Origin of the sequence: Rhodanobacter sp. ANJX3 (assembly GCF_014200755.1) — a bacterium.
GTDB lineage: Bacteria > Pseudomonadota > Gammaproteobacteria > Xanthomonadales > Rhodanobacteraceae > Rhodanobacter.
In genome coordinates, this window is sequence record NZ_JACHCM010000013.1 from 20,991 (window position 1) to 47,950 (window position 26,960).

Here is a 26,960-nt window from a genome sequence, read left to right on the forward strand (position 1 = left end):
TGACAGTCAATTTGTCATCGCCCCGATTCGAAAGTGTCATCTGTGCCTGCCACGATTGACCCGCATCGAGTTATCGGAAAGGAGTTCGACCCAAGGACGGAAAACGGCGGGCATGGCCCGCCGTTTGCTTTTGTGCGGTACCTCAAATGGAATTCATGGAACAGCCGCCACCGGTTGCCCGGCTGGCGGCTTTTTCATGTCGGCATCGCTCCAGCCGCCGCCTAGCGCGCGAATCAGATTCACGCTGGCCTGCAGCCGCCGCGTGCGCACCTGCTCGGCGTTGCGCTTGGCCTGGAGATAGCTGGTCTGCGCCGTGACCACGTCAAGATAGTTGACGATGCCTTCGCTGTAACGGTTGGTCGCAATCGCTGCTGCATCCTGCGCGGATGCGGCAGCGTCGTCTTCGTCGTGCGCCTCGCGGCTGAGATTGCTCAGCAGCGACAGGTTGTCTTCGACCTGCTGGAACGCGGCGAGTACGGTGACGCGGTACTGACCTGCGGCTTCATCGAAGTTCGCCTTCGCCTCGCGCTCCCGCGCGCGCCGCAAGCCGCCGTCAAAGAGGCTCAATGCGCCGATCGGGCCCAGCGCCCACATGCGGTTTCCCGCGGTGAGCAGGCTGCCGTTGCCGGTGTTTTGCCAGCCGAACATCGCCGAAAGACTGAAGCTGGGATAGAACGCCGCGCGCGCTACGCCGATATTGGCATTGGCGGCAAAGGTGAGCCGCTCGGCGGCTGCGATATCCGGCCGACGCTGCAGCAGAACGGACGGCACCTCGGCAGGAATGGCGGGCAGTCCGATCTGCACGTCCGACGCCGGCAGCGAAAACTTCGACGCCGGCACGCCGATCAGGGTCGCAATGGCGTGTTCAGTGAGCGCGCGCTGTGCGGTCACTTCGGCGGCCTGCGCTTGTGCATCCGAAAGCTGGGTCTTGGCGCGGGCTACCGACAGACCTGAGGCGATCCCGCCCTCCATGCGATTTTGTGTCAGCACCAGACCCTTGCGATAAGCCTCTAGTGAATCGCTAAGAATATGTGCCTGGATGTCGTAGCCGCGCAGCTGGATATAAAGATCGGCGAGCTGCGATTGCAGGCTCAACTTGGCTGTGGCCAGGTCGGCGTTGGCTGCCTGCGCTTCAGCGTTGCCGGCGGCGACTTCGTTACGTACGCGGCCCCAGAAATCGAATTCATAGCCCGCCGAAAACTGCGCCGTGTCGGCGTCGTACTCGTTGGGCTGATTGCTGCCGCGCAGTGGACGATTGTTCGACTGGCGATTGTCGGAAGGGCCGCCATCCACGCCCACGTGCGGGAACAGTCCGGAACGCAGCTCGCCCTCGTAGGCATGCGCGCGGTTGTAGTGGGCCAGCGCCACGGCCAGCGACGGGTTGTCGGCGTCGAGCTTTCGTTCCAGTCCATCGAGCGTGCCGTCGTTGAAGATATGCCACCAGTCGCCGCGTGCCTGCGTATCGGCCGGCGCGGCCGGTGTCCACAATCCGGATGCTTCCTTGTAATTAGCCGGCATGTCGACGGTCGGCCGATGATAGGTGGGCGCCAGCGAACAGCCGCTCAGCGCGATGAGCAGAGCCGCAGCCAGAGCGTGTTTCACGCCGCTGCGTCGAGGCATCTGCTGTTTGTGTTTGTGCATCAAGGAATAAGTGCGCATGACTTCAACCCTGCTTCGGCTGAGCTTGCGTGCTTTTTGCCGGTGTCGCCGCGCTGGCCAATTGCACCTTGTCACCCTGCGACAGCGAGTCCGGCGGATGGTCGATGATGCGATCGCCAGGCTGCAGGCCGTGATCTATCTCCAGCGAATCGCCCAGGTCCATGCCGATGTGAACATTGCGCAGCTGCACGCGGTTGTCCGCGCCCAACACGGCGACCTGTGGACCGGCGGCGCGGAAAATCAGCACGGTCGACGGTACCGTAGTCACGTGCGTGTTGACGGTTATAGGCAGGCTCACTTCCGCATAGTCGCCCGGCAGCAGTTCGCCGTTGGGGTTGGGCGCCTCGAACTGTGCCAGCAGCGCGCCGGACTCCTGATTGACCGATCCCGACGAGCCGATCAGCGTCGCCTTGTAGGTCTGCCCCGGGTGCTCAAGTACGCTGAGGTCGACCGTCATGCCGGGCTTGATCGATGCGGCATAGCCCTGCGGAATGCGCACATAGAGACGCATCTTGCTGGTATCGGCCACGGTGAACAGGGCCGGGCTGCTCTCGCTGGTGGAGGAGATCAGATCGCCGATATCGGTATTGCGGCTGGTCACCGTGCCGCTGAAGGGCGCGGTGATGTGCTTGAACGATTCCAACGCGGCGAGCCGGTCCACGTCGGCCTGCGCCGAGAGCACGTTGGCGGCTGCCACTTCGGCTTCACCGCTTTTTTCGTCGGCCTCCTGTTTGGACACCGAGTTGGAGCTCAGCAGATGCTGCCATCGCTGGCTGGTGATCTGTGCCAGATGCTGTGAGGCCTTGGCACGCACCAGCACGGCCTTGGCCTGGTCGAACTGCTGGTCCAGCTCGGGCGTGTCGATGATGCCCAGCGTATCGCCGGCGTTGACCGTGCTGCCGATATCCTTGTCCCAGCTTTTCAGATAGCCGCTGACCCGCGCGTGGATCGGAGCGCTGATCCACGCGTCGATGCGGCCGGGTAACGTCATCGCATGGCTGTCTGCCTTACCGGAGACTGGCGCCAACTGCACCGTAGGTAACTCTTGCGCGTCGGTCCAGCTGACCACCTGATGATAGTCATGCGCACGCACGGCCAACCCGATCACCGTGGACAGAACAGCCACGACAACAACGATGGCGATCGGACGGCCCAGGCGCAGCGGGCGCTGCGCTGGGGCTTCGTGATTAGGCGACATGGGGATTTTCTCCGGGCAACAGAACGGGGTCAGTGAAAGCGGCGTGTTCTTCGCCCGCATGGACGAGGCTGAAAATCACCGGCACAAAGAGCAGCGTGGCAAAGGTGGCGAACAGCAGGCCACCGATCACGGCGCGGCCCAGCGGCGAGTTTTGTTCGTGGCTCAGCGCCATCGGCAGCATGCCCATGATCATCGCCAGCGCGGTCATGCAGACCGGGCGGAAGCGCGTGAAACCCGCTTCCATCGCGGCCTTCACCGCGTCGCCGTGAATCGCCAGCCGCTCGCGACAGAAGCTCACGACAAGAATCGAGTTGGCGGTAGCCACGCCCATGCACATGATGGCGCCGGTCAGTGCGGGAACCGACAGCGTGGTGTGGCTTATGAAGAGCATCCACACGATGCCCGCCAGTGCCGCAGGCAGGGCGGTGATGATCACGAAGGGATCGAGCCACGACTGGAAGTTGACCACGATGAGCAGGTAGATCATCACCACCGCACCGAGCAGGCCGAACAGCAGGCCGCTGAAAGCTTCGTTCATCGTGCCGACCTGACCGCGCAGCGTCACCAGGGTGCCCTTGGGTCGGCTCTTGGCGAACTGCGCCAGCACCTTGTTGACGTCGGTGCTGACTGCGCCGAGGTCGCGATCCTGCACGGCGGCGTAGATATCGAACGAGGGCAGGATGTTGTAGTGCGACACCACCGCAGCGCTGGGCTCACGCGTGAAGCTGGCGATACCGCCCAGCATCTGGCTGGCCTTGTCGCTGGAGGAGGTCACCGGCAGTCGCGCCAGGTCGGCCATCGAATCCATCTTGTACTGCGGCGTCGCGGCGACGATCGCGTACGACACGCCGTTCTTAGGGTTGAGCCAGAACGCCGGCGCCACCTGGCTGCTGCCGGCGAGCGAGGCGACCATGCTGTTGGTGACGTCGCGCTCGGTGATGCCGAGCGCATCGGCGCGGGTGCGATCGACGTGAACGTTCAACTGCGGGTAGCTGGTGCTCTGCTGCAGGCGCACGTCGGCGATGCCGGGCACGGCACGCAGCTTCTTCATGATCTGCATCGCATACGCTTCGTTTTCCTCGCTGTTGCGTCCGGTGATCGACACGTCCAGCGGTGCGGGGGCGCCGAAGTTCAGGATCTGGCTGGTCATGTCGGCCGGCAGAAACGCGAACTGGGTGCCGGGGAAAAGCTGTGGCAGCTTTTCGCGCAGCTGCTTGACGAACTTGGCCGTCGGCCCATGGCCTTCCTTCAGGGCAATCTGGATGTCGCCATCCTCCGGCCCGATCGTGCCGGTATTGCTGTAGACCAGGTTGACGCTGCTGAGCGGCAGGCCGATGTTGTCGATGACGGTTTCGAGCTGATCGGCCGGAATGATCTGGCGGATCGTCTGTTCGATGTGATCGAACTCGGCAGCGGTTTCTTCCACACGCGTGCCCATCGGTGCACGCACGTGCAGTGCGATGGCGCCAGCGTCGACATCCGGGAAAAAGTCGCGGCCCAGGAACGGCACCAGGGCGAACGAGATCAGCACAAAACCGAGGAAGCCCAGAATGAAGACTCGACGCCGAGCCAGTGCTGCACCCAGCAGCGCATAGTAGCCATCGCGAATCTGGGTGAAGCGGTGTTCGAACGCGAGCTGGAACGCGATCGCCTTGCGCACTACCACGTTCCGGTGCGCATGGTGCTGATCACCTTCGTGATGGTTGATGTAACCGTCTTCCGGATGATCGCCGCCGCCAGCTTCGGTGACGTGCGGCTTCAGCAGAAACATCGCCATGGTCGGCACCAGCGTGCGCGACAATACGAACGACGAGGCCATCGCGAAGATCACCGCCAGCGCCATCGGTCGGAACAGGAAGCCGGCGATGCCGTCGAGCATGAACATCGGCACGAACACGATGCAGATGCACAGCAGCGACACGAAGGCGGGCGTGACGATTTGCGCGGCGCCGTCGAGGATGGCCGACTTGACGTCCTTGCCCTGCTCGAGAAGCCAGTTGATGTTCTCGATGGTCACCGTGGCATCGTCGACCAGGATGCCGACGGCCAGTGCCAAGCCGCCCAGCGTCATCACATTGAGCGTCTGTCCGGTCGCGGACAGCAGCGCGATCGCCGAAAGGATCGACAGCGGAATCGACACCGCAATGATGACGGTGGAGCGCCAGCTGCCGAGAAAGATCAGAATCATCACCGAGGTCAGCAGGGCCGCAATGATGCCTTCGCGGGCCACCGAGGCGATCGCCTCTTTCACGAAGACGGACTGATCGTTGAGCTGGGAAATTTTCAGCGAAGGCGGCATCGTCTCTTCGATCAGCGGCATCAGCTTCTTGATGCCGGCGACCACGGCCAGCGTCGAAGCGCTGCCGGTTTTCAGGATCGGCATCAACACCGCGCGCTTGCCGTCCACGCGCACCAGATTGTTCTGCGGCGGCGAGCCGTCGCGCACGTGGGCGACCTGGCCGATGGTGATGGTCGCACCGTTGATCGTCTTGATCGGGAGATTGTTGAGATCTTCGAAGGCTTTGGGGCTGTTGTTGAGCTGCACGTGGTATTCGTAGGTGCCGATCTTGGTCGTGCCGACCGGAATGATCTGGTTCTGCGAGGCCAGCGCGTTGGCGACGTCCTGCGCCGATAGACCCTTGGCGTCGAGCGCCTGCGGGTCCAGATCCATCGTGATCTGGCGCTGCTTGCCGCCGTACGGGGTGGGGATCGCCACACCGTTGACCGAGACCAGCGTGGGGCGAACCTCGTTCTGCGCAATGTCACGAATTTTCGATTCCGACAGCGTCTTGCTCGATAGCGCCATCTGCAGCACCGGCACGGTGGACGCGTTGTAGTTGAGAATCAGCGGCGGCGTGATGCCGGGCGGCATCTGCTTGACCACCGTCTGCGAGATCGAGGTCACCTGCGCCGTGGCCGTGCGGATATCCGTGCCGGGCTGAAAGAAGATCTTGACCACGCCGGCGCCGGGCAGCGACTGCGATTCGATGTGTTCGATGTTGTTGACCGAGGTGGTCAGCGATCGCTCGTAGTAATAAATGACGCGACCGGACATTTGATCCGGCGGCAGGCCGTTGTAGGTCCACACCACGCTGATCACGGGAATACCGATATTGGGAAAGATATCCGTCGGTGTGCGTAATGCCGCCAGCGGGCCGGCGATGAGGATGACCAGCGCCAGCACAACGAAGGTATAGGGCCGCGACAGGGCTAAGCGGACGAGACCGAGCATGGATGTTTCCAGTGGGCAGTTGGTTCGCGCACCACCACGGACAGCGCCGAGGTCGTATCAACGATTGCCCGGGAGCATGGCAACCCAGCCTTTGCTAAACCTTTTTGGATGCCTTCGCGGCCTTCTGGCGCCTGAATGGCCGTCCATTTGAGCGACTTGACGTGCTGATCAGCCGTCGGCGCTCGTCATGCGGATTCGCACCTGCAGCCCGTGGCCGAACGGCGAGGCCAACAGCTCTATATGTGCCTGATGCAGCTGGATCGCACGCTGCACGATACTCAGGCCTAGGCCATAGCCGCGCGATTCGCTCCCCACCTCGCGGTGAAAGCGCTCGAACACCGCTTCGCGCCGGTCCGCTGGTATGCCTGGGCCGTCATCGGAGATGGCGATGATCACGGCGCTGGCCTCGCGCTGGATCGACACATCGACCCGACCACTCGATTCCGAGTAGCGCAGCGCATTCTCGATGAGGTTGCGGAACATGGCCGTCAGCGCCACTTCATGGCCACTGACCGGAATGCGTCCCGTATTGGTGGTAAGGCTGAGTTCGATATCTTTTTCGGCAATCAGCGGTGCCAGCTCTTCGATGACTTCGGTGGTCAGCCCGACCAGTTCGATGGTCGTTCGCTGCTCTGAGGCGGCGCCGGACTCAAGCCGTGCGAGTGCCAGAATCTGTTCGATGCGACGCGCCAGTCGCGCCAGGCTGAGCTGCGCGCTTCGCAGCATCGCATCGACTTCCGCGGCGCTGCCGGCGATCTGCGCGCTTTCCAGATGAATCATGGTGGCAGCCAGCGGCGTGCGCAGCTCGTGTGCCACGTCGCCGGCAAAACGGTGTTCGCGTTCGATGGTGTCTTCGAGTCGCTCGATTTGCTGGTTGAGGGTCAACAGCAGCGGCGTGATCTCGCGCGGGGCGTCGTCCACGGCGACCGGCTGTCGGCTGCCGGGTAGTCGGCGGGCCAAGTGTTCGGCAAGTCGGTCCAGCGGTCGCAGCCCGCGTCCAACCGCCCAACTGGCCAGCAATGCGAGCAGCGGCAAGCCGATGATCAGCGGCAGGGTGTGCTCCATCACCAGCGCACGGGTAATGGCGCGCCGGTTATCCGAACGTTCGCCGATGCGTATCACCAGGCCGGCCCGATTCTTCAGCGTAAAGATGCGCCAGGTTTGATCCTGCAGGCTCAGGTCGCGAAAGCCGCGCTCGGTGGTCGGCGGTGGCGGCAAGCTGGCGAGATTCGCGGTGGCGGCCAGTAGATGGCCATCGCCTGCGTAGGCCTGAAAGCCCACTTCCGGCTCGAAGTTGCGCTCGTGTACGCGCACCATCACGCCGCGCAACGTGTCGTCCGGCAGAACGGCGTTACCCGCGCCGTGCGCGGACAGCGTCGAAACATGTTCGATCAAGTTGCCCAGGGTGCGTCCGGCCTGCGCCAAGCGGCCGTCCAGCAGGTGATCCATTTCGCTGAGTTCGCGCTGGTAGCTGAGCACGCCCAGCGGAATGAGCACACCGACTTGCACGGCGATGATCAGCCAGGTCAGACGCGTGCGCAGGCTGGCCGTTCTCATCGGGCCACCTTCATGGATGTGCGCTCGAGACCATGGCCTATGTTCGCATGTTCATCTGGACAGGTTTACTTGGCCTCGCGCGGCACCATATAGCCGATGCCGCGCACGGTGGTGATCACCTCCGGACTGAGCTTGCGCCGCAGCCAGTGCACCTGCACTTCGATCGCATTGCGTTCGACCACCGTATCCAGGCCGTAGACCGAGTTTTCCAGCGCATCGCGGCGCACGATGCGCCCGGCGCGCTCCATCAAGACCTGCAGCAGGGCGAACTCGCGGCGGGTCAGGCTGACCTTTTCACCGCGAAACTCGACTTCGGCGGTGGACAGGTCGAGCCGCATGCCGCCGGCTTCGATCAGGTTGTCGGCCAGGCCCTGCGCGCGGCGGGTCAGCGAGCGGATACGTGCCGCCAGCTCACCGAGGTGGAAGGGCTTCACCAGAAAATCGTCGGCGCCCAGATCGAGCCCGCGGATGCGCGTGTCGATGGCGTCGCGCGCGGTCAGCACCAGGATCGGCGTTTTTATGCCCTGGCGACGCGCTTCCAGCAGCACGTCCATGCCGTCCTTACCGGGCAGGCCGAGATCGAGCAGGACCAGATCGGCGGTGGGGTCGCGCAGCGCGCGCGCCGCCTCGTTGCCGTCGCGCAGCCAGGTCACCGCATAGGACTGCTGCTCGAGCGCGTGCCGAATCGCTTCGCCGAGCTGGATATCGTCTTCCACAAGCAAGATGTGCACGTCGGGCTACCAAGAGTTCAGCGGAAGCGGGCAGGGTTGCGCACCATGGTGGACGGGAATGCTTGTGCAGACCTTTTGGATTACCCGGCGCGGCACGATCAGCTGAGGTGCCTGCCGTCGATCGAGTCGTTGTAGGGCAGTTTCAAATGTCCGTAGCGGACCACGATCACCGACAGCGCCAGGATGAGCACGGCGCCGGCCGTACCCAACAGATCGAGCGCAGGCAGCTGCTGGTCGACCATCATGTGCCGCGCCAGCGCGACCATCGCGATATACAGCGGCATACGCACGGGCAGTTTGCCGGCGTGCCAGTACACCTCGACCATCGAGATCAGCTCGATGTACATGAACAAGAGCAGCAGATCGCTGACGGCGGAATGCCCTGCCGCAATCATCTGCCGCACTTCGCCGATGACGGCACACAGCGTGGCGATGAGGATCACCAGCAGGCCGATCCGTTCGATCACGGAAAACGAGCGTCTGACCAGCGTGCTTTGCATGGTATGTCCCGGCGCGGGGGTGATGCGTCGAGTGGACAGCACTCTTCAGCGATTGTCCAGCGTCGCTCCGGTCAGCATGCCGCGCGCCAGCATGCTGCACTGGCGCCGATACAGAATCAGCTGCCACTGCCGGCCGCCGACCTGGCGCCACAGCACGGCCGAGCGCACGGCCGCCAGCAGGTTGCTGCGCACCTTCTCCACCACGGCCGGCAGGGCCAGCTGCTGCGGATTGCCGCTGACCATCACGCGCGGCTTCAGCGTCGACAGCGTCGAGGCATACAGTTCGGCCAGGCGGCCGAACACCTGCGGTGAGCTCTGACCGAAGTGCTCGACCTGACGCTGCGCCGCGACGATGCCCTGCTGCAGTTTCTCCAGCAGCTCCGGTCGGCGCGACAGGCTGCGCTCCAGCCGCATCACGGTGACCACCATGCGGGTGATCGACATGTCGCGATCGCTCTCGTCGAGCTGCGCAATCAGGTTGCGCAGGCCCAGCCGCACGCTCGAAATCGAGCCGTAGACGCCAACCACCGACGGCGCGTCGATGCGGAAAATGCTGGCCACGCTTGCTTCCATGACCCCCTCGTCGCAGCGTCCTTCGTTGGCGAGCTGCTGCGCCAGTGCACAGGCCTGGAACAGGCCGGCGAGTGCGAGCACGCGCTCTTCATTCATGGCAAAAGTGTCAAACACGAGCTTGCGTTTCTCCGGAAACAGAGGGGGATGCCGCTGAGGGTGTGAAGGCCGGGAGCAGGCCACCGTAAGGCGCGTCGGTGGCGGCGATGATCGCGCCGCCGATGCAGGCCTCGCCTTCGTAGAAAACCACGGACTGGCCGGGTGTCACGGCGCGCTGTGGGTCGTCGAAGCGTACCTCAAGCCCGTTTTCGCGAATCTCGACGGTGCAGGGCTGATCGACCTGGCGGTAGCGAGTTTTGGCCGTGCAGCGAAAGTGCGCGGCCGGCGCTACCCCGGCGACCCACGTGGGTGCCTCGGTCTGCAGACGCTTGGAATAAAGCCAGTCGTTCTCGCCACCCTGGGCGATATAGAGCGTGTTGGCGGCCACATCCTTGCCCACCACATACCAGGCTTCGCCGCTGGCACCGTGGCGGCCGCCGATGCCCAGGCCGTTGCGCTGGCCCAGCGTGTAATACATCACGCCCTGGTGCTCGCCGATCAACTCGCCGCCCGGCGTACGCATCTCGCCGGGGCGGGCGGGAATGTACTGCGCGAGAAAGCTGCGAAAATCGCGCTCGCCGATAAAGCAGATGCCGGTGGAATCCTTTTTCGCGTGCGTCGGCAGGGCAGCCTCGCGCGCCATCTCGCGCACGCGCGGCTTTTCGATCTCGCCGACCGGAAACAGCGTGGCCGCCAGCTGCTGCTGGCCCAGGGCGTGCAGAAAATAGGTCTGATCCTTGGCCGTATCCACTGCACGCAGGAGGCGATAGGCGCCGTCCCTGCAGTCGACGCGCGCGTAGTGGCCGGTCGCAATTTTTTCCGCGCCGAGCGAGCGTGCCTCGTCGAGAAAGGTTTTGAACTTGATCTCGCGATTGCACAGCACGTCGGGGTTCGGCGTGCGGCCGGCGCGATATTCGGCGAGGAAATGTTCGAATACGCCGTCCCAGTAGGCCGCGGCGAAATTGCGCGCGTGAAACGGAATGCCGAGGCGGCCGCAGACGGCGACGGCATCCTTGCGGTCGGCGTCGGTGGTGCACGGGCCGCTGCGGTCGTCTTCCTCCCAGTTCTGCATGAACAGACCGTCGACCTCGTGCCCGGCTTGCTGCAGCAAAAGCGCCGCCACGGACGAGTCGACCCCGCCGGAGATGCCGAGCATGACCTTCATGCGGTGCTTTCCGCTGCCGGATGAGCGCCCTGATCGAGGCGGCCTCGATCAGGGACGTAGCCCAGGGTGTTCAGCGCAAGCCGCTGGCCGGCGAGCAAGGCGTCGATGCTCATCAGCACCAGCGGGCTGCGCAGACGATCGCCCAGTGCGGCGATTTCGCTACGGGTCAGCCACAGGGCGCGCTGGATGCCGGTATCCAGCGGACGGGCGGCATCGTGACTGAGCGCCTTCGCTGCAAAACTGAAACGGATCACCGCGTCGCCGTGTTCGGTGCTGCGCCACTGGTGAATGCCGATAAGGTGCTCCAGTGCCACGGTCCAGCCGGTTTCTTCCAGCGTTTCGCGCACGGCCGCTTCCAGCAGACTTTCGCCATCGTCCAGATGGCCGGCGGGCTGATTGTAAGCGAGCCGGCCCTTGACCTCCTCCTCGACCATCAGATAGCGGTCGCCGTCGACCACCACGCAGGCCACGGTGACATGGGGACGCCAAACGTCGGCATCGGTATCGGCAGGGGCGGCGGTCTCGATCATGGACACGTGACGACACTGGAAAAGTCGCCATTGTGCCATCACCTAGGGGTGTGTCCGAGCGGCCGCGGCGGGAAAAAGCCGCATCCGCGGCGGCGTATACTTCGTATCAAAGTTGAGCTACCTAAGAAACCATGGCCCAAGAATCCGAACACGAACAAGGCGGCAGTCGCGGTCTGGCGGTGGAAATCGCCAAGCCGGAAGTCGCTCGTCCGCCACTTTTTCAAGTCTTTTTGTTGAATGATGACTTTACCCCGATGGATTTCGTGGTAGAGGTATTGCGAAGCTTCTTCAATCTCGATCAGGAGCAGGCGGTGCAGGTGATGTTGCACGTACACACCCGGGGCAAAGGCGTGTGCGGTGTCTTCACCAGGGAGGTTGCCGAAACCAAGGTAACTCACGTCAACGAATACTCACGCTCACACCAACACCCGTTGCTTTGCACTATGGAAAAGCTCTGAGCGACCCCACTTCGTGATCATCGCGGCGCAACTGGCCGCTCAACTTTGCAAGCGGAGACGATCCGAATGTTCAGCAAGGATCTGGAAGTAACCATCGGCCATTGCTACAAGCAGGCTCGCGAACAGCGCCACGAGTTCATGACCGTGGAGCACCTGTTGTTGTCGCTGACCGAAAACCAGTCGGCCTTGGGCGCACTGCGCGCCTGCGGTGTCGACCTGCCGCGGCTCTCGTCCGAGCTCGAGCGCATCATTCTCGAAACCGTGCCCGTATTGCCGCAGGGCGACGAGCGCGATACGCAGCCGACGCTGGGTTTCCAGCGCGTGCTGCAGCGTGCCGTGTATCACGTGCAGTCGTCGGGTCGAAAAGAAGTCACCGGCGCGAATGTGCTGGTGGCGATCTTCGGTGAAAAGGACTCGCATGCGGTGTATTTCATGCATCAGCAGGAAATCACCCGGCTCGACGTGGTCAATTACATCTCGCACGGCATCGCCAAGATTGGCGATGACGCGGCGGCCGGCAGCCCGAACACCGAGCGCGAAGGCGAAGAGGGCGGCGAGCCGAAGGGCAATCCGCTGCACGAGTTCGCCAGCAATCTCAATGAACTGGCGCTGGAAGGCAAGATCGATCCGCTGATCGGCCGTGCCGACGAAATCGAGCGCACCATCCAAGTGTTGTGCCGCCGCCGCAAGAACAACCCGCTTTACGTGGGCGAGGCCGGCGTGGGCAAAACCGCATTGGCCGAAGGTCTGGCCAAGCGTATCGTCGACGGCGAAGTGCCCGAGGTACTCGAAAGCGCCACGATCTGGTCGCTGGATCTCGGCGCCCTGGTGGCCGGCACCAAGTACCGCGGCGATTTCGAGAAGCGTCTCAAAGCAGTGATCGGCCAGCTGAAGAAGCAGCCGGGCGCGATTCTGTTCATCGACGAAATCCACACCATCATCGGTGCCGGCTCGGCGTCGGGCGGCACGATGGACGCGTCCAACCTGATCAAGCCGATGCTGGCCTCGGGTGAGCTGCGCTGCATCGGTTCCACCACGTTCCAGGAATACCGCGGCGTGTTCGAGAAAGATCGCGCGCTGGCGCGTCGCTTCCAGAAGATCGACGTGGTCGAGCCGACGGTGGCCGACAGCTTGGAAATTCTCAAAGGCCTGCGTTCGCGCTTCGAGGAGCATCACCACGTCACCTATACCAACGAGGCGCTGAAGGCCGCGGTGGATCTGTCGGTGAAGCACATTCCCGATCGACTGCTGCCGGACAAGGCCATCGACGTGATCGATGAGGCGGGCGCGCGTCAGCGCCTGCTGCCGGAAGATCAGCGCACCGGCAAGATCGACGTGACCGAGGTCGAATACATCGTGGCCAAGATGGCACGTATTCCGGCTAAGCAAGTGTCGGCATCCGATCGTGACGTGCTGCGTAACCTCGAGCGCAATCTCAAGATGGTCGTGTTCGGTCAGGACCCGGCGATCGAGGCCCTGGCCGCGTCGATCAAGATGGCCCGTTCGGGCCTGGCCGACCCGTCAAAGCCTATCGGCTGTTTCCTGCTGGCCGGCCCGACCGGCGTCGGCAAGACCGAAGTGACCAAGCAGCTGGCCATGCAGCTCGGCATCGAAATGATCCGTTTCGACATGTCCGAGTACATGGAGGGCCACTCGGTGTCGCGGCTGGTCGGTGCCCCTCCGGGCTACGTCGGCTTCGATCAGGGCGGCCTGCTGACCGAAGCGGTGGTCAAGCACCCGCACGCCGTGCTGCTGCTGGACGAGATCGAGAAGGCGCACCCGGATGTGTTCAATATCCTGCTGCAAGTCATGGATCGAGGCGTGCTGACCGATACCAACGGTCGCGAGGCCAACTTCAAGAACGTCGTGGTGGTGATGACCACTAATGCCGGCGCCGCATTGGCCTCGCGTCGCAGCATGGGTTTTGTCGAGCAGAAGCACGATTCGGACGCGATGGAGGTGATTCGCCGTACCTTCACGCCGGAGTTCCGCAACCGTCTGGACGCCATCATCCAGTTCGGTGCGCTGGACTTCGAGCACATCCTGCGCGTGGTCGACAAGTTCCTGATCGAGCTAGAGAGCCAGCTCAGCGAGAAGCACGTCAGCCTGGACGTCGATGCCGATGCCCGCCGCTGGCTGGCGGACCACGGCTTCGATCCGCAAATGGGCGCCCGCCCGATGGCGCGCGTGATCCAGGAGAAGGTGAAGCGTGCGCTGGCCGACGAGCTGCTGTTCGGCAAGCTGGCCGAAGGCGGTCTGGTCCGACTCAGCGTGCGCGATGGCGAGCTGCAGGTGGACTGCGAGAGCATCGAGCCGGCTCAAGTGACCGAGTCGGCGGGTTGAGCTGGGCGGGTCTGGGATGGAAGTGCATCCCTGACTCGGTTCTCCACCAGCAATGCAAAAAGCCGCGCATGGCGCGGCTTTTTCTTGAGCCTTGAGGTCGCAGACCGAGGCTTATGCTGCTGTCACTTACTTCATGCGGTACGTAATGCGTCCCTTGCTCAGGTCGTACGGGGTCATTTCGATCTTGACCTTGTCGCCCGTGAGAATACGGATGTAATGCTTGCGCATACGACCGGAGATGTGGGCGATGATCACGTGCCCGTTCTCCAGCTGTACGCGAAACATGGTGTTTGGCAGGGTCTCCTGGACCGTGCCTTCCATTTCGATGACGTCGTCTTTGGCCATGTGTTCCGGTAGTCACGCACAGCCGTCATGGCTGCTAAGCCGCCGATTATGCCATGGATAAGCGTTTGGTTAAACAATCATCAGCAATGAAATCTCGGGCGCGGCGGTCAGCAACCGGCGTCAGGCGAAGTATTCATCCAGCTTGTTGCGGATTTCCTGCTCGATCATGCCTTTCATGGGCGACAGCATCAGCCCCAGTTCCGCGTGAACCACCACGGCATCGGCCGCCACCGCGATTGTGCCGTTCACGCCGGATCGGGAGAACTTCAGCGTGTCGCCCTGCCACTGGGTTTCCGTGGCGAATTTCTCGCGCAGCTTCACCGCGACCTTGTCGACCACGGTGCGAGCGTCGGCCATCGGCAGATTGTGTGGCCGACGAATATCGATTTTGGCCATGCAAGGGCTCCTTGAGTGAACAGCTATCTTAAACACCGGCATCTTAATGACGCCTGGGAGTCAGGACGTGACGGACTGCATGGTAAAGTTTTGACGTCTATTTACTGGTTGATCCATGCGCATCGAATTTCCCAATGTGGCCCGAGAGGATTTTCATTGGACGCAGGCGCAGCTCACCATCGGCAGCGCGCCCGACAATGACCTGGTGCTCGCGGCGACGCAGGCCGCTCCCAAGCATCTGCGCATTCAGCAGGATCGTCGCGGCCTGGTGCTGCAGGTGCTGCCCAGCGCCAGTCGCATTCACGTGAACGCGCGGCCGGTGCGCGAGAAGGCGCTTCTGCGCGCTGGCGATGTCATCAGCGTCGGCGATTGCCGCATGCTGCTGCGCGACGATCAGGATCCTTCGCAGCGACAGTCTCCAATACTGCCCAAGCAGGCCAGATGCACGGTGGCATTGCGTGCCGTATCCGGTCCTCTGTCGGGCCGGGTCTTGCCGCTGGAGTCCAGTCTCGAACTGGGCGCGCAGGGGCGCTATCCGCTGGAGTTGCCGCAGGGTGAGTCGGCTTCGCTGCGCATCCATTGGCAGGATGGTCAGCTGATGCTGGAGCCTATGCAGTCCTCCGAGCGCTTTCCGCTGCGTGTGAACGGCGTTACCGCACGCTCCGTGGTCCTGCAGCCCGGCGATCAGATCGGCGTAGCCATGCACCGTTTCGTGGTCGATGCGCCGGGCATGGAGCCCGAGCCGGAAATCGTAATGCCCGAGCCGTTGCCACCGACATTGCCCGAGGCCGCCGCGGGTCCAACCGGCGAGGTCTGGTGGCTGATTACCACCGCCGCGCTGATTGCCCTGGCTATTGCACTGGTGCTGCTGATCCATCGTTGAGCGTTTGTCGCGTGGGATTACCGTGCGTCTTATCGGTTAGCCATCACGTTCCGCGCCGCGTCATAATGCCGGTTCAACCCCTGATGGATGCCAGCGTACGTGAGCAGAATCTGGAATTTCAGCGCCGGTCCGGCAGCCATGCCGCAAGAAGTGCTCGAGCGCGCCCAGCGCGAAATGCTGGAGTGGAACGGCAGCGGTGCTTCGGTGATGGAGCAGTCCCACCGCGGCAAGCGCTTTGTCGAGATGGCTGCGCAGACCGAGGCGGATCTGCGCACGCTGGTCGGCATTTCCGACGACTATGCCGTGCTGTTTCTGCAGGGCGGGGCGACCCAGCTTTTCGCACAGATTCCGATGAACCTCGCGGCCGCCGGCGACACGGCGGATTATATCGACACCGGTCACTGGAGCCGCAAGGCGATCAGCGAGGCGGCGCCGTATATCCATGTGAATGTCGCGGCCAGCGCCAAAGCGGACGACTATCGCAGCATCCCGGCGCGCGATACCTGGCAGCTCGATCCAGGCGCTTCCTACGTTCACTACACGCCGAACGAGACGATCCACGGCGTCGAGTTCCACAGCGTGCCCGAGGTTGACTCGGTACCGCTGATCGCCGACATGTCGTCGAGCATTCTGTCCGAGCCGTTGGACGTATCCCGCTTCGGCCTGATTTACGCGGGCGCGCAGAAAAATATCGGCCCGTCCGGGCTGGTGCTGATGATCGTCCGCCGCGATCTCCTGGCCCGCGCCGGCCGGCCGATGGCGAAAATCTTCCGTTTCGCCGAGCAGGCCTCGAACGATTCCATGCTCAACACGCCCAATACCTGGGGCTGGTATCTGGCGGGGCTGACGTTTCAGTGGCTCAACGCGCTGGGTGGTCTTCCCGTGATGGCCGAGCGCAATCGTGCCAAGGCCGAACTGCTCTACGGCACCATCGACGGCTCCGGCGGCTTTTATCGCAATCCGGTGGCGGTGTCGGCGCGCTCGCGCATGAATGTGCCTTTTACCCTGCAGGACAGCGCGCTGGATGCCTCCTTCTTGAAGCAGTCCGAGGAGGCGGGCCTGCTTGCGCTCAAGGGCCACAAAGCCGTGGGCGGGATGCGCGCATCGCTGTACAACGCCGTGTCGCTGGAAGCCGTGCAGGCATTGACGACCTTTATGCGTGATTTCGCCAGACAGCATGGCTGAGTGGTCAAGAGATGGGTGTTTCAGGCAAGATGCCTGATGTAATTTGGACTTCTTTACTTCCAGGCGGCTAAATCGATGAGCGATGCAAAGACCCCGCTGTCCGAAATGCGCGAGCGCATCGACAGCATCGACCGGCAGATCCAGCAGCTGATTTCCGAGCGCGCCAGGCGCGCCCAGGAAGTGGCGAAGGTGAAGGGCGAGGGGCTTTCAGCCATCGACTATTACCGACCCGAGCGCGAGGCGCACGTGCTGCGCATGGTGGTGGACCGCAACGACGGCCCGCTGTCCGATACCGAAATGGTGCGGCTGTTTCGCGAGATCATGTCTTCTTGTCTGGCGCAGGAAGATCCGCTGAAGATCGGCTTTCTCGGTCCGGAAGGCACCTTCAGCGAGCAGGCCGTGCGCAAGCACTTCGGCCATGCCGCCTACGGCTTGCCGCTGGGCAGCATCGAGGAGGTGTTCCAGGAAGTGGCGGCCGGCCACGCCGACTTCGGCGTGGTGCCCGTGGAGAATTCCGGCCAGGGCATGATCCAGATCACGCTGGACATGTTCCTCACCTCCGAGGCCACTATCTGCGGCGAAGTGGAGCTGCGCGTCCACCAGTGCCTGCATTCGCTGGCCGGCAAGCTCGAGGATGTCAAGCGCGTCTATGCCCACGCGCAGTCGCTGCAGCAGTGCAAGACCTGGCTGCGCATCAATCTGCCCAACGTGGAATGCATCGCGGTCGGCAGCAACGCCGAGGCGGCGCGCATGGCGCGTCACGCGGATGACGCGGCAGCGATTGCCGGCGAAACCGCCGGCAAGATTTACGGGCTGAAGACGCTGGCTAACGGTATCGAAGATCGCGCCGACAACACCACGCGCTTTTTGGTTATCGGCCGCTCGCTGTTTCCTCCGTCGGGCAATGACCGCACCTCGCTGCTGGTCACCGTGAACGACCAGCCGGGCGCGCTCTACGCGGTGTTGAGCCCGTTCGCCAAGCATGACGTCAGCCTCAACCGCATCGAGTCGCGGCCCGCGCATACGGGCAAATGGCAGTACGCGTTTTTCATCGATGTGTCCGGGCATATCGATGACGGAAAGCTGCAGGCGGCGGTCGGCGAAATCAGCGAGACGGCGGCCACCGTTCGGGTGCTGGGTTCGTATCCGGTGGCGTTGCCCTGATATGACACGCTCTCGCTGCGTGGATGATCGTTGTCGAAATCTGTTTTTGGAGAACGTCGATTGAACGCTTTTGACTGGACCAGTCAGCCGGGTCAGGCGCTGCATGGCGATCTTCGCGTGCCGGGCGACAAGTCGGTCTCGCACCGCGCCCTTATGCTGTCTGCGATCGCCGAAGGGACGTCGCATATCCGCGGCTTTCTGGAGGGCGAAGATACCCGAGCCACCGCGGCCGTGCTGTCACGGCTGGGTGTGCGTATCGAAACGCCGTCGGCGGGCGAGCGCATTGTGCACGGCGCAGGCCTGCGTGGCCTGCGCGGCTCGTCGGAACCGCTCGATTGCGGCAATGCCGGCACCGGCATGCGCCTGCTGACGGGATTGCTGGCCGGGCAGGCGTTCGACAGCGAGCTGGTCGGCGATGCCTCTTTGTCGAAGCGGCCGATGCGCCGCGTCACCGATCCGCTGACGAAGATGGGCGCACTGATCGACACGCGCGACGGTCTGCCGCCGCTGATCGTGCATGGCGGTCAGCTTATGCGCGGCATCCATTACGAGCTGCCTGTGGCCAGTGCGCAGGTGAAGTCGGCGCTGCTGCTCGCTGGTCTTTACAGCGAAGGCGTCACCGAGATCATCGAGCCGCATCCGACCCGCGACTACACCGAGCGGATGCTGGCTGCGTTCGGTTGGCCGATCGACTTTTCGCCGGGTCACGCCAGTCTCGAAGGCGGCCACGCGCTGCACGCGACGGATGTCGAGGTGCCGGCCGACTTTTCCTCGGCGGCATTTTTCCTGGTCGCCGCCAGCATCGTGCCGGGTTCGCAGCTGCGGCTGCAGGCAGTAGGTTTGAACCCTCGCCGTACCGGCCTGCTGCACGCGCTGCGCCTGATGGGTGCGAATATCGCAATTGAGTCGCCGCGCGAGAGCGGCGGCGAGCCGGTGGGTGATCTGGTGGTCCGGTACGCGCCACTGCACGGCATTGAACTGCCTGAATCGCTGGTGCCCGACATGATCGACGAATTTCCGGTGCTGTTCATTGCGGCGGCGGTGGCGTCGGGAACGACCACGATCCGGGGTGCTGCCGAGCTGCGGGTGAAGGAGTCCGATCGCATTGCGTCGATGGCAAACGGCCTGCGCGCGCTCGGTGCTTCCATCGATGAGACGCCGGACGGCGCGATCATCCGCGGCGGCACGCTTGGCAGTGGTTCAGTGGAGACGCATCTCGACCATCGCATCGCGATGAGCTTTGCCGTCGCCGGCCTGGTCGCCGAGGCGCCGGTGCGTATCCACGATTGCAGCCATGTGGCCACGTCGTTTCCCGGTTTTCTCGAGTTAGCGAACGGCTGCGGCTTCGCGCTGCGTGCGGTTGGGTAGGCTATGCGAAGCGATGCGCCTCACACGATCATGTGGCGACGCGAACTTATCGGGAGACTCCCGTGACTGACGCCGCGCCTGATTTCATCGTCGCCATACCGGCCCGTTACGCCTCCACCCGCCTGCCGGGCAAGCCGCTGCGTGACATTGCCGGCGTGCCGATGGTGGTGCGGGTGGCGCAGCGCGCGCTGCAGGCGGGGGCGACTCAGGTCGTCGTGGCGGTGGACGATTCCCGCATCGCCGACGCGCTGGCCGGGTACGGCGTCGATATCTGCATGACGCGTGCGGATCACGCCTCGGGCAGCGACCGGCTGGCCGAATGCGCCGCCTATTACGGCTGGGCCGACGACGCCATTGTGGTGAACCTGCAGGGCGACGAACCGTTCGCGCCGGCGGCCGGCATTCGCGAGGTAGCGCAGGCGCTGGCCAAGGACGACGCGCCGATGGCGACGCTCGCTACGCCCATCAGTGACGCGCATGAGCTGTTCGACCCGAACGTGGTGAAGCTGGTGCGCACGGCGAGCGGTCGGGCGCTGTACTTCAGCCGTGCACCGCTGCCGTGGGCACGCGACGCGTTTGCCGTGGATCGCGACGTGCTGCCGCCGGATCTGCCTTTTCTGCGGCATATCGGCATCTATGCGTATCGATCGGGGTTCCTCAAGCAGTACACCACGCTGTCGCGCACGGCGCTGGAGCAGGCCGAGTCGCTGGAACAGCTGCGCGTGCTCGAACACGGCTACGCCATCGCAGTGCGCATGACACCCGAACCGTTTCCTCCGGGTATCGATACGCTGGACGACCTGCAGCGTGCGGAGCGGTGGCTGCAGCAACAGGCCTGATTCTTCAGCAGACTCGAAGCCGCTGCACCCCGGCATTGGCCGGGATGCAGCGCAGGCAGGTTTCAGCGCTGGCGCTGACTTGCCAAATCAGAGCTCGTCGCAGTCGAACGTCAGTACCGTCGGCACATCCGCTTCATAGTCGACGTCCGCGCGCTCAAAGCCGAACAGCTTCAGAAATTCGTGCTTGTAGCCGGCGTAGTCGCTGATCTCGAACAGGTTCTCGGTGGTGACCTGCGGCCACAGTTCCTTGCAGCGTGCCTGCACGTCGTCGCGCAGCTCCCAGTCGTCCAGTCGCAGGCGGTGCTCGTCGTCGGTCACCGGTGCCTTGCCGTCGGCGCGATACAGGTTGTCGCGGAAAAGGCGGTTGGCCTGTTCGATGGTGCCTTCGTGCAGGCCTTTTTCCTTCATCACCTTGAACACCAGCGCGATATACAGCGGCAGCACCGGAATTGCCGCGCTGGCCTGAGTGACGACAGACTTCATCATGGCCACGTTGGCGTCCAGACCTTTCGCCTTGTAGCGCTCGCGCAACTCGGCAGCGGTGCGATCCAGATGCTGCTTGGCCCGGCCCAGCGCGCCGTGCCAGTAGATCGGCCAGGTGATTTCGGTGCCGATGTAGCTGTAGGCCACGGTTTTTGCCTGGTCGGCCAGCACGCCGGCCTCGCTCAACGCGTCGATCCACAGCGCCCAGTCTTCGCCGCCCATGACGGCGACGGTGTCTTCCACTTCCTGTTCGGTGGCCGGCTCCACCGACACTTCGACCACCGCGTTCTTGTTGGTGTCGACCGTGGTGGCGGTATAGACCTCGCCGATGGTCTTCAGCGCCGAGCGCTTCAACTCGCCGCTGCCGGGCAGCTTGCGCACGGGCGAGGCGAGCGAATAGACCACCAGATCGATCTGGCCACCCATCTCGTTGCGGATGATGTCGATGGCGTGCTGCCGCGCTTCGTTGGAAAACGCGTCGCCGTTGATCGACTTGCTGAACAGGCCGGCCTGCTTGGCCAGCTTGTCGAAGGCGCCGGCGTTGTACCAGCCGGCCGTGCCGCATTTTTCGGTGCCGGGCTTTTCGAAAAACACGCCCAGCGTGGCGGCGCCGTAGCCGAACGCGGCCGTGATGCGGCTCGCCAGCCCATAGCCGGTCGAGGCACCGATCACCAATACGCGTTTGGGGCCGGTCGACGGCTTGCCGAGTGCTTCGGTGATCTGGATCTGCTCCTGCACATTCTTCTCGCAGCCCACGGGGTGCGCGGTAATGCAGATAAAGCCTCGAACCTTGGGATGAATGATCACTCGCTGTTTCCTTTGACGTGGGGCGATCCCCATTTTAGCCTGCCCGGTGCCGGCGATGTGCCGCATTGCGCCATGCTGTGGCATCGCGGCTGGCGGTCCTTGCCCGCGCCACGCATGGCCCCATCTAAAATCACACCGTCTGTCCCGAATACTTCCACGTCATGACCTCATCGATACTTTTTGTCTGTCTTGGCAATATCTGCCGTTCGCCGCTGGTGGAAGCCGTTGCTCGCCGGCGGTTCGCTGATGCGGGGCTGTCGATCGAGGTGGATTCATGCGGCACCGGCGGCTGGCACGTCGGGCAGGGCGCGGATGAGCGCTCGATCCGCGTGGCCGAGGAGGCCGGATACCGCCTGCGCGATCATCGCGTGCGGCAGCTGGCGGTCGATGACTTCCGCCGTTTCGATGCGCTGCTGGCGATGGATGACGACAATCTCGCCGTGTTGCGTGCAAGCAGCCCGCCTCAGTACAGGGATCGCGCGATCCTTTTTCTGGATGCGGCCGGTCTCGATGAATACGCGCCGCCGATCGTTCCCGATCCCTACTACGAGGATCTCGATGCGTTCCGCCATGTGTTGAAGCTGGCAGAGCAGGGCGTCGATGGATTGATCGAACGCCTTCGGCGCGGTGTGCCGTTGGTCGCACCATCACGCGCCGCGACGCGCTAGAGTCCGGCATGCAGGCCAACCTACCGCAGCCGTTCGACGGCAAGGTTTTTGTCCAGACGCTGACCTCGTCGTCGGGCGTCTACCGTTATTTCGATGCCGCTGACGAGCTGCTTTACGTCGGCAAGGCCAGCAACCTCAAGAAGCGCGTCGGCAGCTATTTTCTGAAACCGCGGATGGAGCCGCGTATCGCTGCGATGGTGTCGCAGATCGCGCGCGTCGAGATTACGGTAACGCGTACCGAGGGCGAGGCGCTGCTGCTGGAATCGCAGCTGATCAAGTCGCTCAAGCCGCGCTACAACATCCTGTTGCGCGACGACAAAAGCTATCCATACATTTACCTCTCGACAGGCGAGGATTACCCGCGGCTGGCGTTTCATCGCGGCGCGAAGAACCTCAAGGGCAAGTTCTTCGGTCCGTACCCGAGCACCTACGCGGTGCGCGAAAGCCTCAGCCTGATGCAGAAGCTGTTCAAGGTGCGCCAGTGCGAGGACAGCTATTTCCGCAATCGTTCGCGGCCCTGCCTGCAGCATCAGATCGGCCGCTGCACGGCGCCGTGCGTGCAGCTGATCGGCTCGGACGATTACGCCAGCGACGTGCGCCACGCGCAGATGTTTCTCGAAGGCCGCAGCAAGGCTGTGCTCGACGAGCTCGGCGAGGCGATGGAGCGGTCGAGCCGCGAGCTGCAGTTCGAGCGCGCGGCCATCCTGCGCGATCAGGTCGCCGCCCTGCGCCAGCTGCAGGCGCAGTATCACGTGCAGGGCGCCAATGCGGATATGGACGTGATTGCCTGCAGTATCGAATCGGGTATCGCCTGCGTCAGCGTGCTGTTTTTCCGCAATGGCATCAGCCTGGGCACGCGCGACTTTTTTCCGCGGCTGCCGTTGGAAGACGCCGAATCGCCGGACGTGTTGGCGCAGTTCGTGGCTCAGTACTATCTCGACCGGCCGGTGCCGCGCGAGCTCATTCTTAGCGAGCCGATCGCCGATCAGGACATTCTTGCCGAACTGCTGGCGCAGCAGACCGGTCACGCGGTGGAACTGAAGTCGAGCGTGCGCGGCGACCGCGCCCAGTTCCTGCAGATGGCTCAGCGCAATGCGCGGGCGTCGTTGACCGCGCGCCTGGCCAGCCGGCAGACCCTGGGCACGCGCTTCGAGGATCTGAAGAAAGTGCTCGAGCTGGATTTTTCGCCGCGACGCATCGAGTGCTTCGATATCAGCCACACGATGGGTGAGGCGACGGTGGCGTCGTGCGTGGTGTTTGGACCCGAAGGCCCGGAGAAGTCGCATTACCGTCGCTTCAATATCGCCGGCATCACTCCCGGCGACGATTACGCCGCCATGCATCAGGCGCTGACCCGGCGTTTTCGCAAGGTCGCCGATGGTGAAGGCGCCAAGCCCGACGTGCTGCTGATCGACGGCGGCAATGGACAGGTGGCCCAGGCGATGGACGTGTTGAGCGAGCTGGGCGTGAGCGGCATCGAGGTGGTCGGCGTGGCCAAAGGTCCGGGTCGACGCGCCGGCGAAGAAACCCTGGTGCTGGCACGCAAGGCCGCGGGAAGTCTCGGTCGCGAGCTGCATCCGGGCTCGTCGTCGCCGGCGCTGCATCTGGTCGCGGCCGTGCGCGACGAGGCGCACCGCTTCGCCATCAGCGGCCATCGCAAGCGGCGCGAGAAAGCGCGCGAGCGCAGTGTGCTGGAAGACGTGCCCGGCATCGGCGCCCGGCGCCGATCGGCCTTGCTGAAGGCGTTCGGCGGCCTGTCCGGTGTCGAAGCGGCCGGCGTCGAGGAGCTGATGTCGGTCAAGGGCATTGATCGCGGCTTGGCCGAGCGCATTTACGCCAGTCTGCACGCCTGACCTGCGCGTGTATTTTCACTTTCATTCGGCAGTCTGACGTTTTTGTTCATCCGCTGACTTCCTGCCATGCGACACTGCGGCCAACTATTGGACCTTTCATGCGTATCAACCTGCCAACCTGGCTGACCCTATTCCGCGTGGCGCTGCTGCCGGTGATGGTCGCGGTGTTTTATCTGCCGTTTCCGGGCCACAACATCACGGCCGCGATCGTCTTCGTGCTGGCCGCGATCACCGACTGGCTGGACGGTTTTCTGGCGCGCCGGATGAACCTCACTTCGGCCTTCGGCGCGTTTCTCGATCCGGTCGCCGACAAGCTGATGGTGGCGGTGACGTTGTTCCTGCTGGTGGAGTCCGATCCGACCAGCGGCTGGTCGAGCATTTTGCTGGCGTTGACGTCCGCCGTGATCGTGGGTCGCGAGATCAGCATCTCGGCGCTGCGCGAATGGATGGCTGAAATCGGTATGGGCGCGACGGTCAAAGTGGCGCTGGTCGGCAAGCTCAAGACCATCATGCAGATGGTGGCGCTGGTGGTATTGATCGTGCAGCACGAGAAGGAGGCCACGGCGCTGCGGCTGTATCACATCGGCGAAGGTCTGCTGGTGATCGCCGGTATCCTCACCATCTGGTCCGGCGTGTATTACCTGCGCGCGGCGTGGCCGATGCTGCGCGGCGATGTGCCTGCCCCGATCGTTTCCAGCAAGACGGATCCTGAAGCCTGAGAGGTCATGGTGGCTCTTCGAAAACTGTCGGCAGCGCGATATCGTGCTGCAGGGGTTGACGATCCGGCTTCACGTATTAGAATGCGCGGCTGCAATGCGGGAATAGCTCAGTTGGTAGAGCACGACCTTGCCAAGGTCGGGGTCGCGAGTTCGAGTCTCGTTTCCCGCTCCAGTTTTCAAGCAAAGCCCCGACTGGTTCGGGGCTTTGTCGTTGCAGGAGGCCTCATGACCTCCGAGGTTGAAAGCGAAAAATCGGCGGGATCATCGGCGTGTGGGTATTCACAGCCGGGATGATTCTGCTATGATTCTCCGCTCAGTTGCGGGAATAGCTCAGTTGGTAGAGCACGACCTTGCCAAGGTCGGGGTCGCGAGTTCGAGTCTCGTTTCCCGCTCCAGTTTCAGCGAAACCTCGGCCTACCGGGGTTTTGTTTTTTAGAGGCAACCTGCGATCATCGGCATGCGCCGATGATCGCAAAGCAAAGACGCAATGGCCTGGTGGCAGAGTGGTCATGCAGCGGCCTGCAAAGCCGCGTACGCCGGTTCGATTCCGACCTAGGCCTCCATTGCAAACAAAGACTTGGGCGCCTTCGGGCGCCTTTTTCTTTGCTGTCCCGTTCAAACTATTCAAATGTCCGCGCTGAGCTATCCGAGCTATGACGGTTTGACCGAGATTTGGTTTGACAACGGCTGAGATCATGACGCCTTCTTCAGTTCCAAGAACTATCTCGAAAAGGTGAAGCCTGACGAATCGACCTTCATCGACTTCGCATCTCTCGGGACCGTGGTGGTGGAAGAAATAATTGTCATCGAGTGATGAAAGACAGCATGGATGTCATGACTCGACCAGTCGCAGCTCATGCGACTGGCTGGGGTGATGCTGAGCCTGCCCGTCTATCGGAGTACGGCTCATGGCTATCCCAAGTGTTCGATTCCAGCGCAAAATCCAAAATCAGGGGGCACGGTGCACTTTTGGGGGTTTGAAGCCTTCGAACGCGGGCTCTCGTGCGCGATGGTTAACACCACCGACCCGCGATAGCAGGCTCGGTTTCAAGGCGTGTAGAAACTCCTCTAACAGTGGTGCCGCTCTGCGATAAACCGATGGATTTTTGTGCCTATGTCCTCTCTGCCTTCTCGGTGCAACCGACACGATGCCTGCGCCGCAAGGGCGGAGAACAAAGCACCTGCAAGGGAAACAAGCCCGCCATCGGTGTGCGGTTTCTAACTTCCCGACTTCCCGTTCGGCAGCACGCCGTGAATGGGCATTTTTATGGAACCAGGAGGCGACCATGTCGACGTTCGATGCGGACGATAGGGAAACGATGGGTTATTTTCTGCCGGAAGACAGCCAGCTCCGGCTGATGAAGCTGCGCGAGTACGCCGAGTTCCTTTCGCATATCGCGCAACCGCGCACGCCGGACGTGGCGCAGGAATGGATCCCGGAGATCTACGTGGGGCAGGTGGCGATCTGCCTGGAGTTGCTCGCGGAGCAGGTGGCTCTGGTGCTGGACGATCTCTCTTTTCCGGCCTACCGGTCCGAAAGCGAGGTCGCACATGTGGCCGGCGCGACACCGGAAGCCGCACAGGCGGTGCACGGCGACACGGATGAGCGCTACACCTTCGGCATGACGCTGGAGCAGGTCGATACGCTCAACCAGCTGATCGACATGATTTCGGCCCATGGCGATGTGGTGACCGCCAGCGATGACACCGAACTGGCCGACCACACGCTGTCACTGCTGGGGCATGCGATCTTCGGCGACGCGCGGGCCGTGCGCGAGATCATCCGCCAGGTCGAGTCGCAGAGGCTGGGGTCGGCGCGCTTTTCGCCCCCTGGCGTGGGCGAAGAGCGGGGTGCATACCACGTGGGGCGTGCGTGCTTGCCTGCGGCCGGCGTGGCGCCTCGTACCTATGCGGATACTCACGACACTCTGACAGCTAGCCTGTACTTCGCAGTGAAATCATGGCGCACCTTGTGGCGGGGCGTCTTTGCTCGGTGGCGGGACAGCGGTTGGCAGGCAAGTCATGGGCTCATTTGAGCGAGAGCCTGTTGTCGACGGCTTATGCCTGCCGTGGTTTGTTCACGGACGCGTCTGAGCGTGGCATGCTTGGCCGTGACTCGAACGAGAAAGGAAACGAATTTGGCTCGCGCTAAACACCCGGGAATGGGATGGATTCTGGCCGGTAGCGTTGCAACGATGACCTGCGCTA

The 26,960-nt window shown here is 63.1% G+C and carries 23 protein-coding genes and 3 tRNA genes; 14 read left to right on the forward strand and 12 right to left on the reverse strand.

From position 1 onward, the window contains the following. Positions 1 to 153: 153 nt before the first annotated feature. The 9 genes from HDE76_RS20100 to HDE76_RS20140 all read right to left on the reverse strand — a co-directional run bounded on the left by HDE76_RS20100 (position 154) and on the right by HDE76_RS20140 (position 11,241). A complete protein-coding gene (locus tag HDE76_RS20100; RefSeq protein WP_255457922.1) occupies positions 154 to 1,659 on the reverse strand; it encodes an efflux transporter outer membrane subunit in 1,506 nt (501 codons plus the stop codon). Positions 1,660 to 1,663: 4 nt separating this feature from the next. Beyond that, the gene (locus tag HDE76_RS20105) at positions 1,664 to 2,857 is read right to left on the reverse strand and encodes an efflux RND transporter periplasmic adaptor subunit (RefSeq protein WP_179482702.1); all 1,194 of its coding nucleotides are present in this window, start codon (positions 2,855 to 2,857) and stop codon (positions 1,664 to 1,666) included. Further along, a complete protein-coding gene (locus tag HDE76_RS20110; protein ID WP_184510145.1) occupies positions 2,847 to 6,089 on the reverse strand; it encodes an efflux RND transporter permease subunit in 3,243 nt (1,080 codons plus the stop codon). The genes HDE76_RS20105 and HDE76_RS20110 overlap by 11 nt, the downstream gene beginning before the upstream one ends. Before the next feature lie 168 nt (positions 6,090 to 6,257). Beyond that, complete coding sequence (locus tag HDE76_RS20115; protein WP_184510147.1) at positions 6,258 to 7,646, reverse strand: ATP-binding protein; 1,389 nt, start codon at positions 7,644 to 7,646, stop codon at positions 6,258 to 6,260. A 65-nt stretch (positions 7,647 to 7,711) separates the two neighbouring features. Then, positions 7,712 to 8,377 carry a response regulator gene (locus HDE76_RS20120; RefSeq protein WP_184510150.1) on the reverse strand — a complete coding sequence of 222 codons (666 nt, stop codon included), beginning with the start codon at positions 8,375 to 8,377 and terminating at the stop codon, positions 7,712 to 7,714. A gap of 98 nt (positions 8,378 to 8,475) precedes the next feature. Further along, positions 8,476 to 8,877, reverse strand: coding sequence for a phosphate-starvation-inducible PsiE family protein (locus HDE76_RS20125; RefSeq protein WP_179482694.1), 402 nt, complete (start codon positions 8,875 to 8,877; stop codon positions 8,476 to 8,478). A 45-nt stretch (positions 8,878 to 8,922) separates the two neighbouring features. After that, positions 8,923 to 9,546 carry a high frequency lysogenization protein HflD gene (gene hflD / locus HDE76_RS20130; protein WP_179482781.1) on the reverse strand — a complete coding sequence of 208 codons (624 nt, stop codon included), beginning with the start codon at positions 9,544 to 9,546 and terminating at the stop codon, positions 8,923 to 8,925. Positions 9,547 to 9,556: 10 nt separating this feature from the next. Beyond that, a complete protein-coding gene (mnmA, locus tag HDE76_RS20135) occupies positions 9,557 to 10,711 on the reverse strand; it encodes a tRNA 2-thiouridine(34) synthase MnmA (protein ID WP_184510152.1) in 1,155 nt (384 codons plus the stop codon). Next, a complete protein-coding gene (locus HDE76_RS20140; protein WP_255481707.1) occupies positions 10,708 to 11,241 on the reverse strand; it encodes an NUDIX hydrolase in 534 nt (177 codons plus the stop codon). The genes mnmA and HDE76_RS20140 overlap by 4 nt, the downstream gene beginning before the upstream one ends. A gap of 131 nt (positions 11,242 to 11,372) precedes the next feature. On the opposite strand from HDE76_RS20140, the gene clpS reads away from it, so the two are divergent. Both clpS and clpA read left to right on the forward strand, forming a co-directional pair. Further along, positions 11,373 to 11,699 (forward strand): ATP-dependent Clp protease adapter ClpS, encoded by a 327-nt coding sequence (clpS, locus tag HDE76_RS20145; RefSeq protein ID WP_184510156.1) that lies wholly within the window; start codon positions 11,373 to 11,375, stop codon positions 11,697 to 11,699. Between the two features lie 66 nt (positions 11,700 to 11,765). Beyond that, positions 11,766 to 14,042 (forward strand): ATP-dependent Clp protease ATP-binding subunit ClpA, encoded by a 2,277-nt coding sequence (gene clpA, locus HDE76_RS20150; protein ID WP_179482688.1) that lies wholly within the window; start codon positions 11,766 to 11,768, stop codon positions 14,040 to 14,042. A 126-nt stretch (positions 14,043 to 14,168) separates the two neighbouring features. Here clpA and infA read toward each other — a convergent pair whose 3' ends face one another. Together infA and HDE76_RS20160 are read right to left on the reverse strand one after the other, a co-directional pair. After that, positions 14,169 to 14,387: a translation initiation factor IF-1 gene (gene infA / locus HDE76_RS20155; RefSeq protein WP_007508585.1), complete on the reverse strand. Its 219-nt coding sequence runs from the start codon at positions 14,385 to 14,387 to the stop codon at positions 14,169 to 14,171. 120 nt (positions 14,388 to 14,507) lie between these two features. Next, a complete protein-coding gene (locus tag HDE76_RS20160; protein ID WP_179482686.1) occupies positions 14,508 to 14,783 on the reverse strand; it encodes a polyhydroxyalkanoic acid system family protein in 276 nt (91 codons plus the stop codon). A 115-nt stretch (positions 14,784 to 14,898) separates the two neighbouring features. On the opposite strand from HDE76_RS20160, the gene HDE76_RS20165 reads away from it, so the two are divergent. The 5 genes from HDE76_RS20165 to kdsB all read left to right on the forward strand — a co-directional run bounded on the left by HDE76_RS20165 (position 14,899) and on the right by kdsB (position 20,222). Continuing rightward, positions 14,899 to 15,666, forward strand: a complete 768-nt coding sequence (locus HDE76_RS20165; RefSeq protein ID WP_179482684.1) for an FHA domain-containing protein — start codon at positions 14,899 to 14,901, stop codon at positions 15,664 to 15,666. A gap of 99 nt (positions 15,667 to 15,765) precedes the next feature. Continuing rightward, positions 15,766 to 16,851, forward strand: coding sequence for a 3-phosphoserine/phosphohydroxythreonine transaminase (gene serC, locus HDE76_RS20170; protein ID WP_179482682.1), 1,086 nt, complete (start codon positions 15,766 to 15,768; stop codon positions 16,849 to 16,851). Positions 16,852 to 16,926: 75 nt separating this feature from the next. Further along, a complete protein-coding gene (gene pheA / locus HDE76_RS20175; RefSeq protein WP_179482680.1) occupies positions 16,927 to 18,015 on the forward strand; it encodes a prephenate dehydratase in 1,089 nt (362 codons plus the stop codon). Positions 18,016 to 18,075: 60 nt separating this feature from the next. Beyond that, positions 18,076 to 19,383 carry a 3-phosphoshikimate 1-carboxyvinyltransferase gene (aroA, locus tag HDE76_RS20180; protein WP_179482678.1) on the forward strand — a complete coding sequence of 436 codons (1,308 nt, stop codon included), beginning with the start codon at positions 18,076 to 18,078 and terminating at the stop codon, positions 19,381 to 19,383. A gap of 62 nt (positions 19,384 to 19,445) precedes the next feature. Then, complete coding sequence (kdsB, locus tag HDE76_RS20185; protein WP_179482676.1) at positions 19,446 to 20,222, forward strand: 3-deoxy-manno-octulosonate cytidylyltransferase; 777 nt, start codon at positions 19,446 to 19,448, stop codon at positions 20,220 to 20,222. 87 nt (positions 20,223 to 20,309) lie between these two features. Here the strand turns inward: kdsB and fabV are convergent, their stop codons facing one another. Next, on the reverse strand, positions 20,310 to 21,512 hold the full coding sequence (gene fabV / locus HDE76_RS20190) for an enoyl-ACP reductase FabV (RefSeq protein ID WP_179482674.1): 1,203 nt from the start codon (positions 21,510 to 21,512) through the stop codon (positions 20,310 to 20,312). A 161-nt stretch (positions 21,513 to 21,673) separates the two neighbouring features. Between fabV and HDE76_RS20195 the strand changes: the two genes are divergently transcribed. The 7 genes from HDE76_RS20195 (at position 21,674) to HDE76_RS20225 (ending at position 26,788) form a co-directional block, all read left to right on the forward strand. Next, positions 21,674 to 22,180 carry a low molecular weight protein-tyrosine-phosphatase gene (locus tag HDE76_RS20195; RefSeq protein ID WP_184510158.1) on the forward strand — a complete coding sequence of 169 codons (507 nt, stop codon included), beginning with the start codon at positions 21,674 to 21,676 and terminating at the stop codon, positions 22,178 to 22,180. Positions 22,181 to 22,188: 8 nt separating this feature from the next. Then, entirely contained in the window at positions 22,189 to 24,033 is a 1,845-nt protein-coding gene (gene uvrC / locus HDE76_RS20200) for an excinuclease ABC subunit UvrC (RefSeq protein ID WP_184510161.1), read from the forward strand. 98 nt (positions 24,034 to 24,131) lie between these two features. Further along, complete coding sequence (gene pgsA / locus HDE76_RS20205; protein ID WP_179482668.1) at positions 24,132 to 24,752, forward strand: CDP-diacylglycerol--glycerol-3-phosphate 3-phosphatidyltransferase; 621 nt, start codon at positions 24,132 to 24,134, stop codon at positions 24,750 to 24,752. A 96-nt stretch (positions 24,753 to 24,848) separates the two neighbouring features. Further along, positions 24,849 to 24,924 (forward strand) — tRNA-Gly (locus tag HDE76_RS20210). A 147-nt stretch (positions 24,925 to 25,071) separates the two neighbouring features. Next, a tRNA-Gly gene (locus tag HDE76_RS20215) sits at positions 25,072 to 25,147 on the forward strand. A 94-nt stretch (positions 25,148 to 25,241) separates the two neighbouring features. Beyond that, positions 25,242 to 25,315: transfer RNA gene (locus tag HDE76_RS20220), tRNA-Cys, on the forward strand. 723 nt (positions 25,316 to 26,038) lie between these two features. Beyond that, entirely contained in the window at positions 26,039 to 26,788 is a 750-nt protein-coding gene (locus tag HDE76_RS20225) for a hypothetical protein (RefSeq protein WP_184510163.1), read from the forward strand. Positions 26,789 to 26,960: the final 172 nt, after the last annotated feature.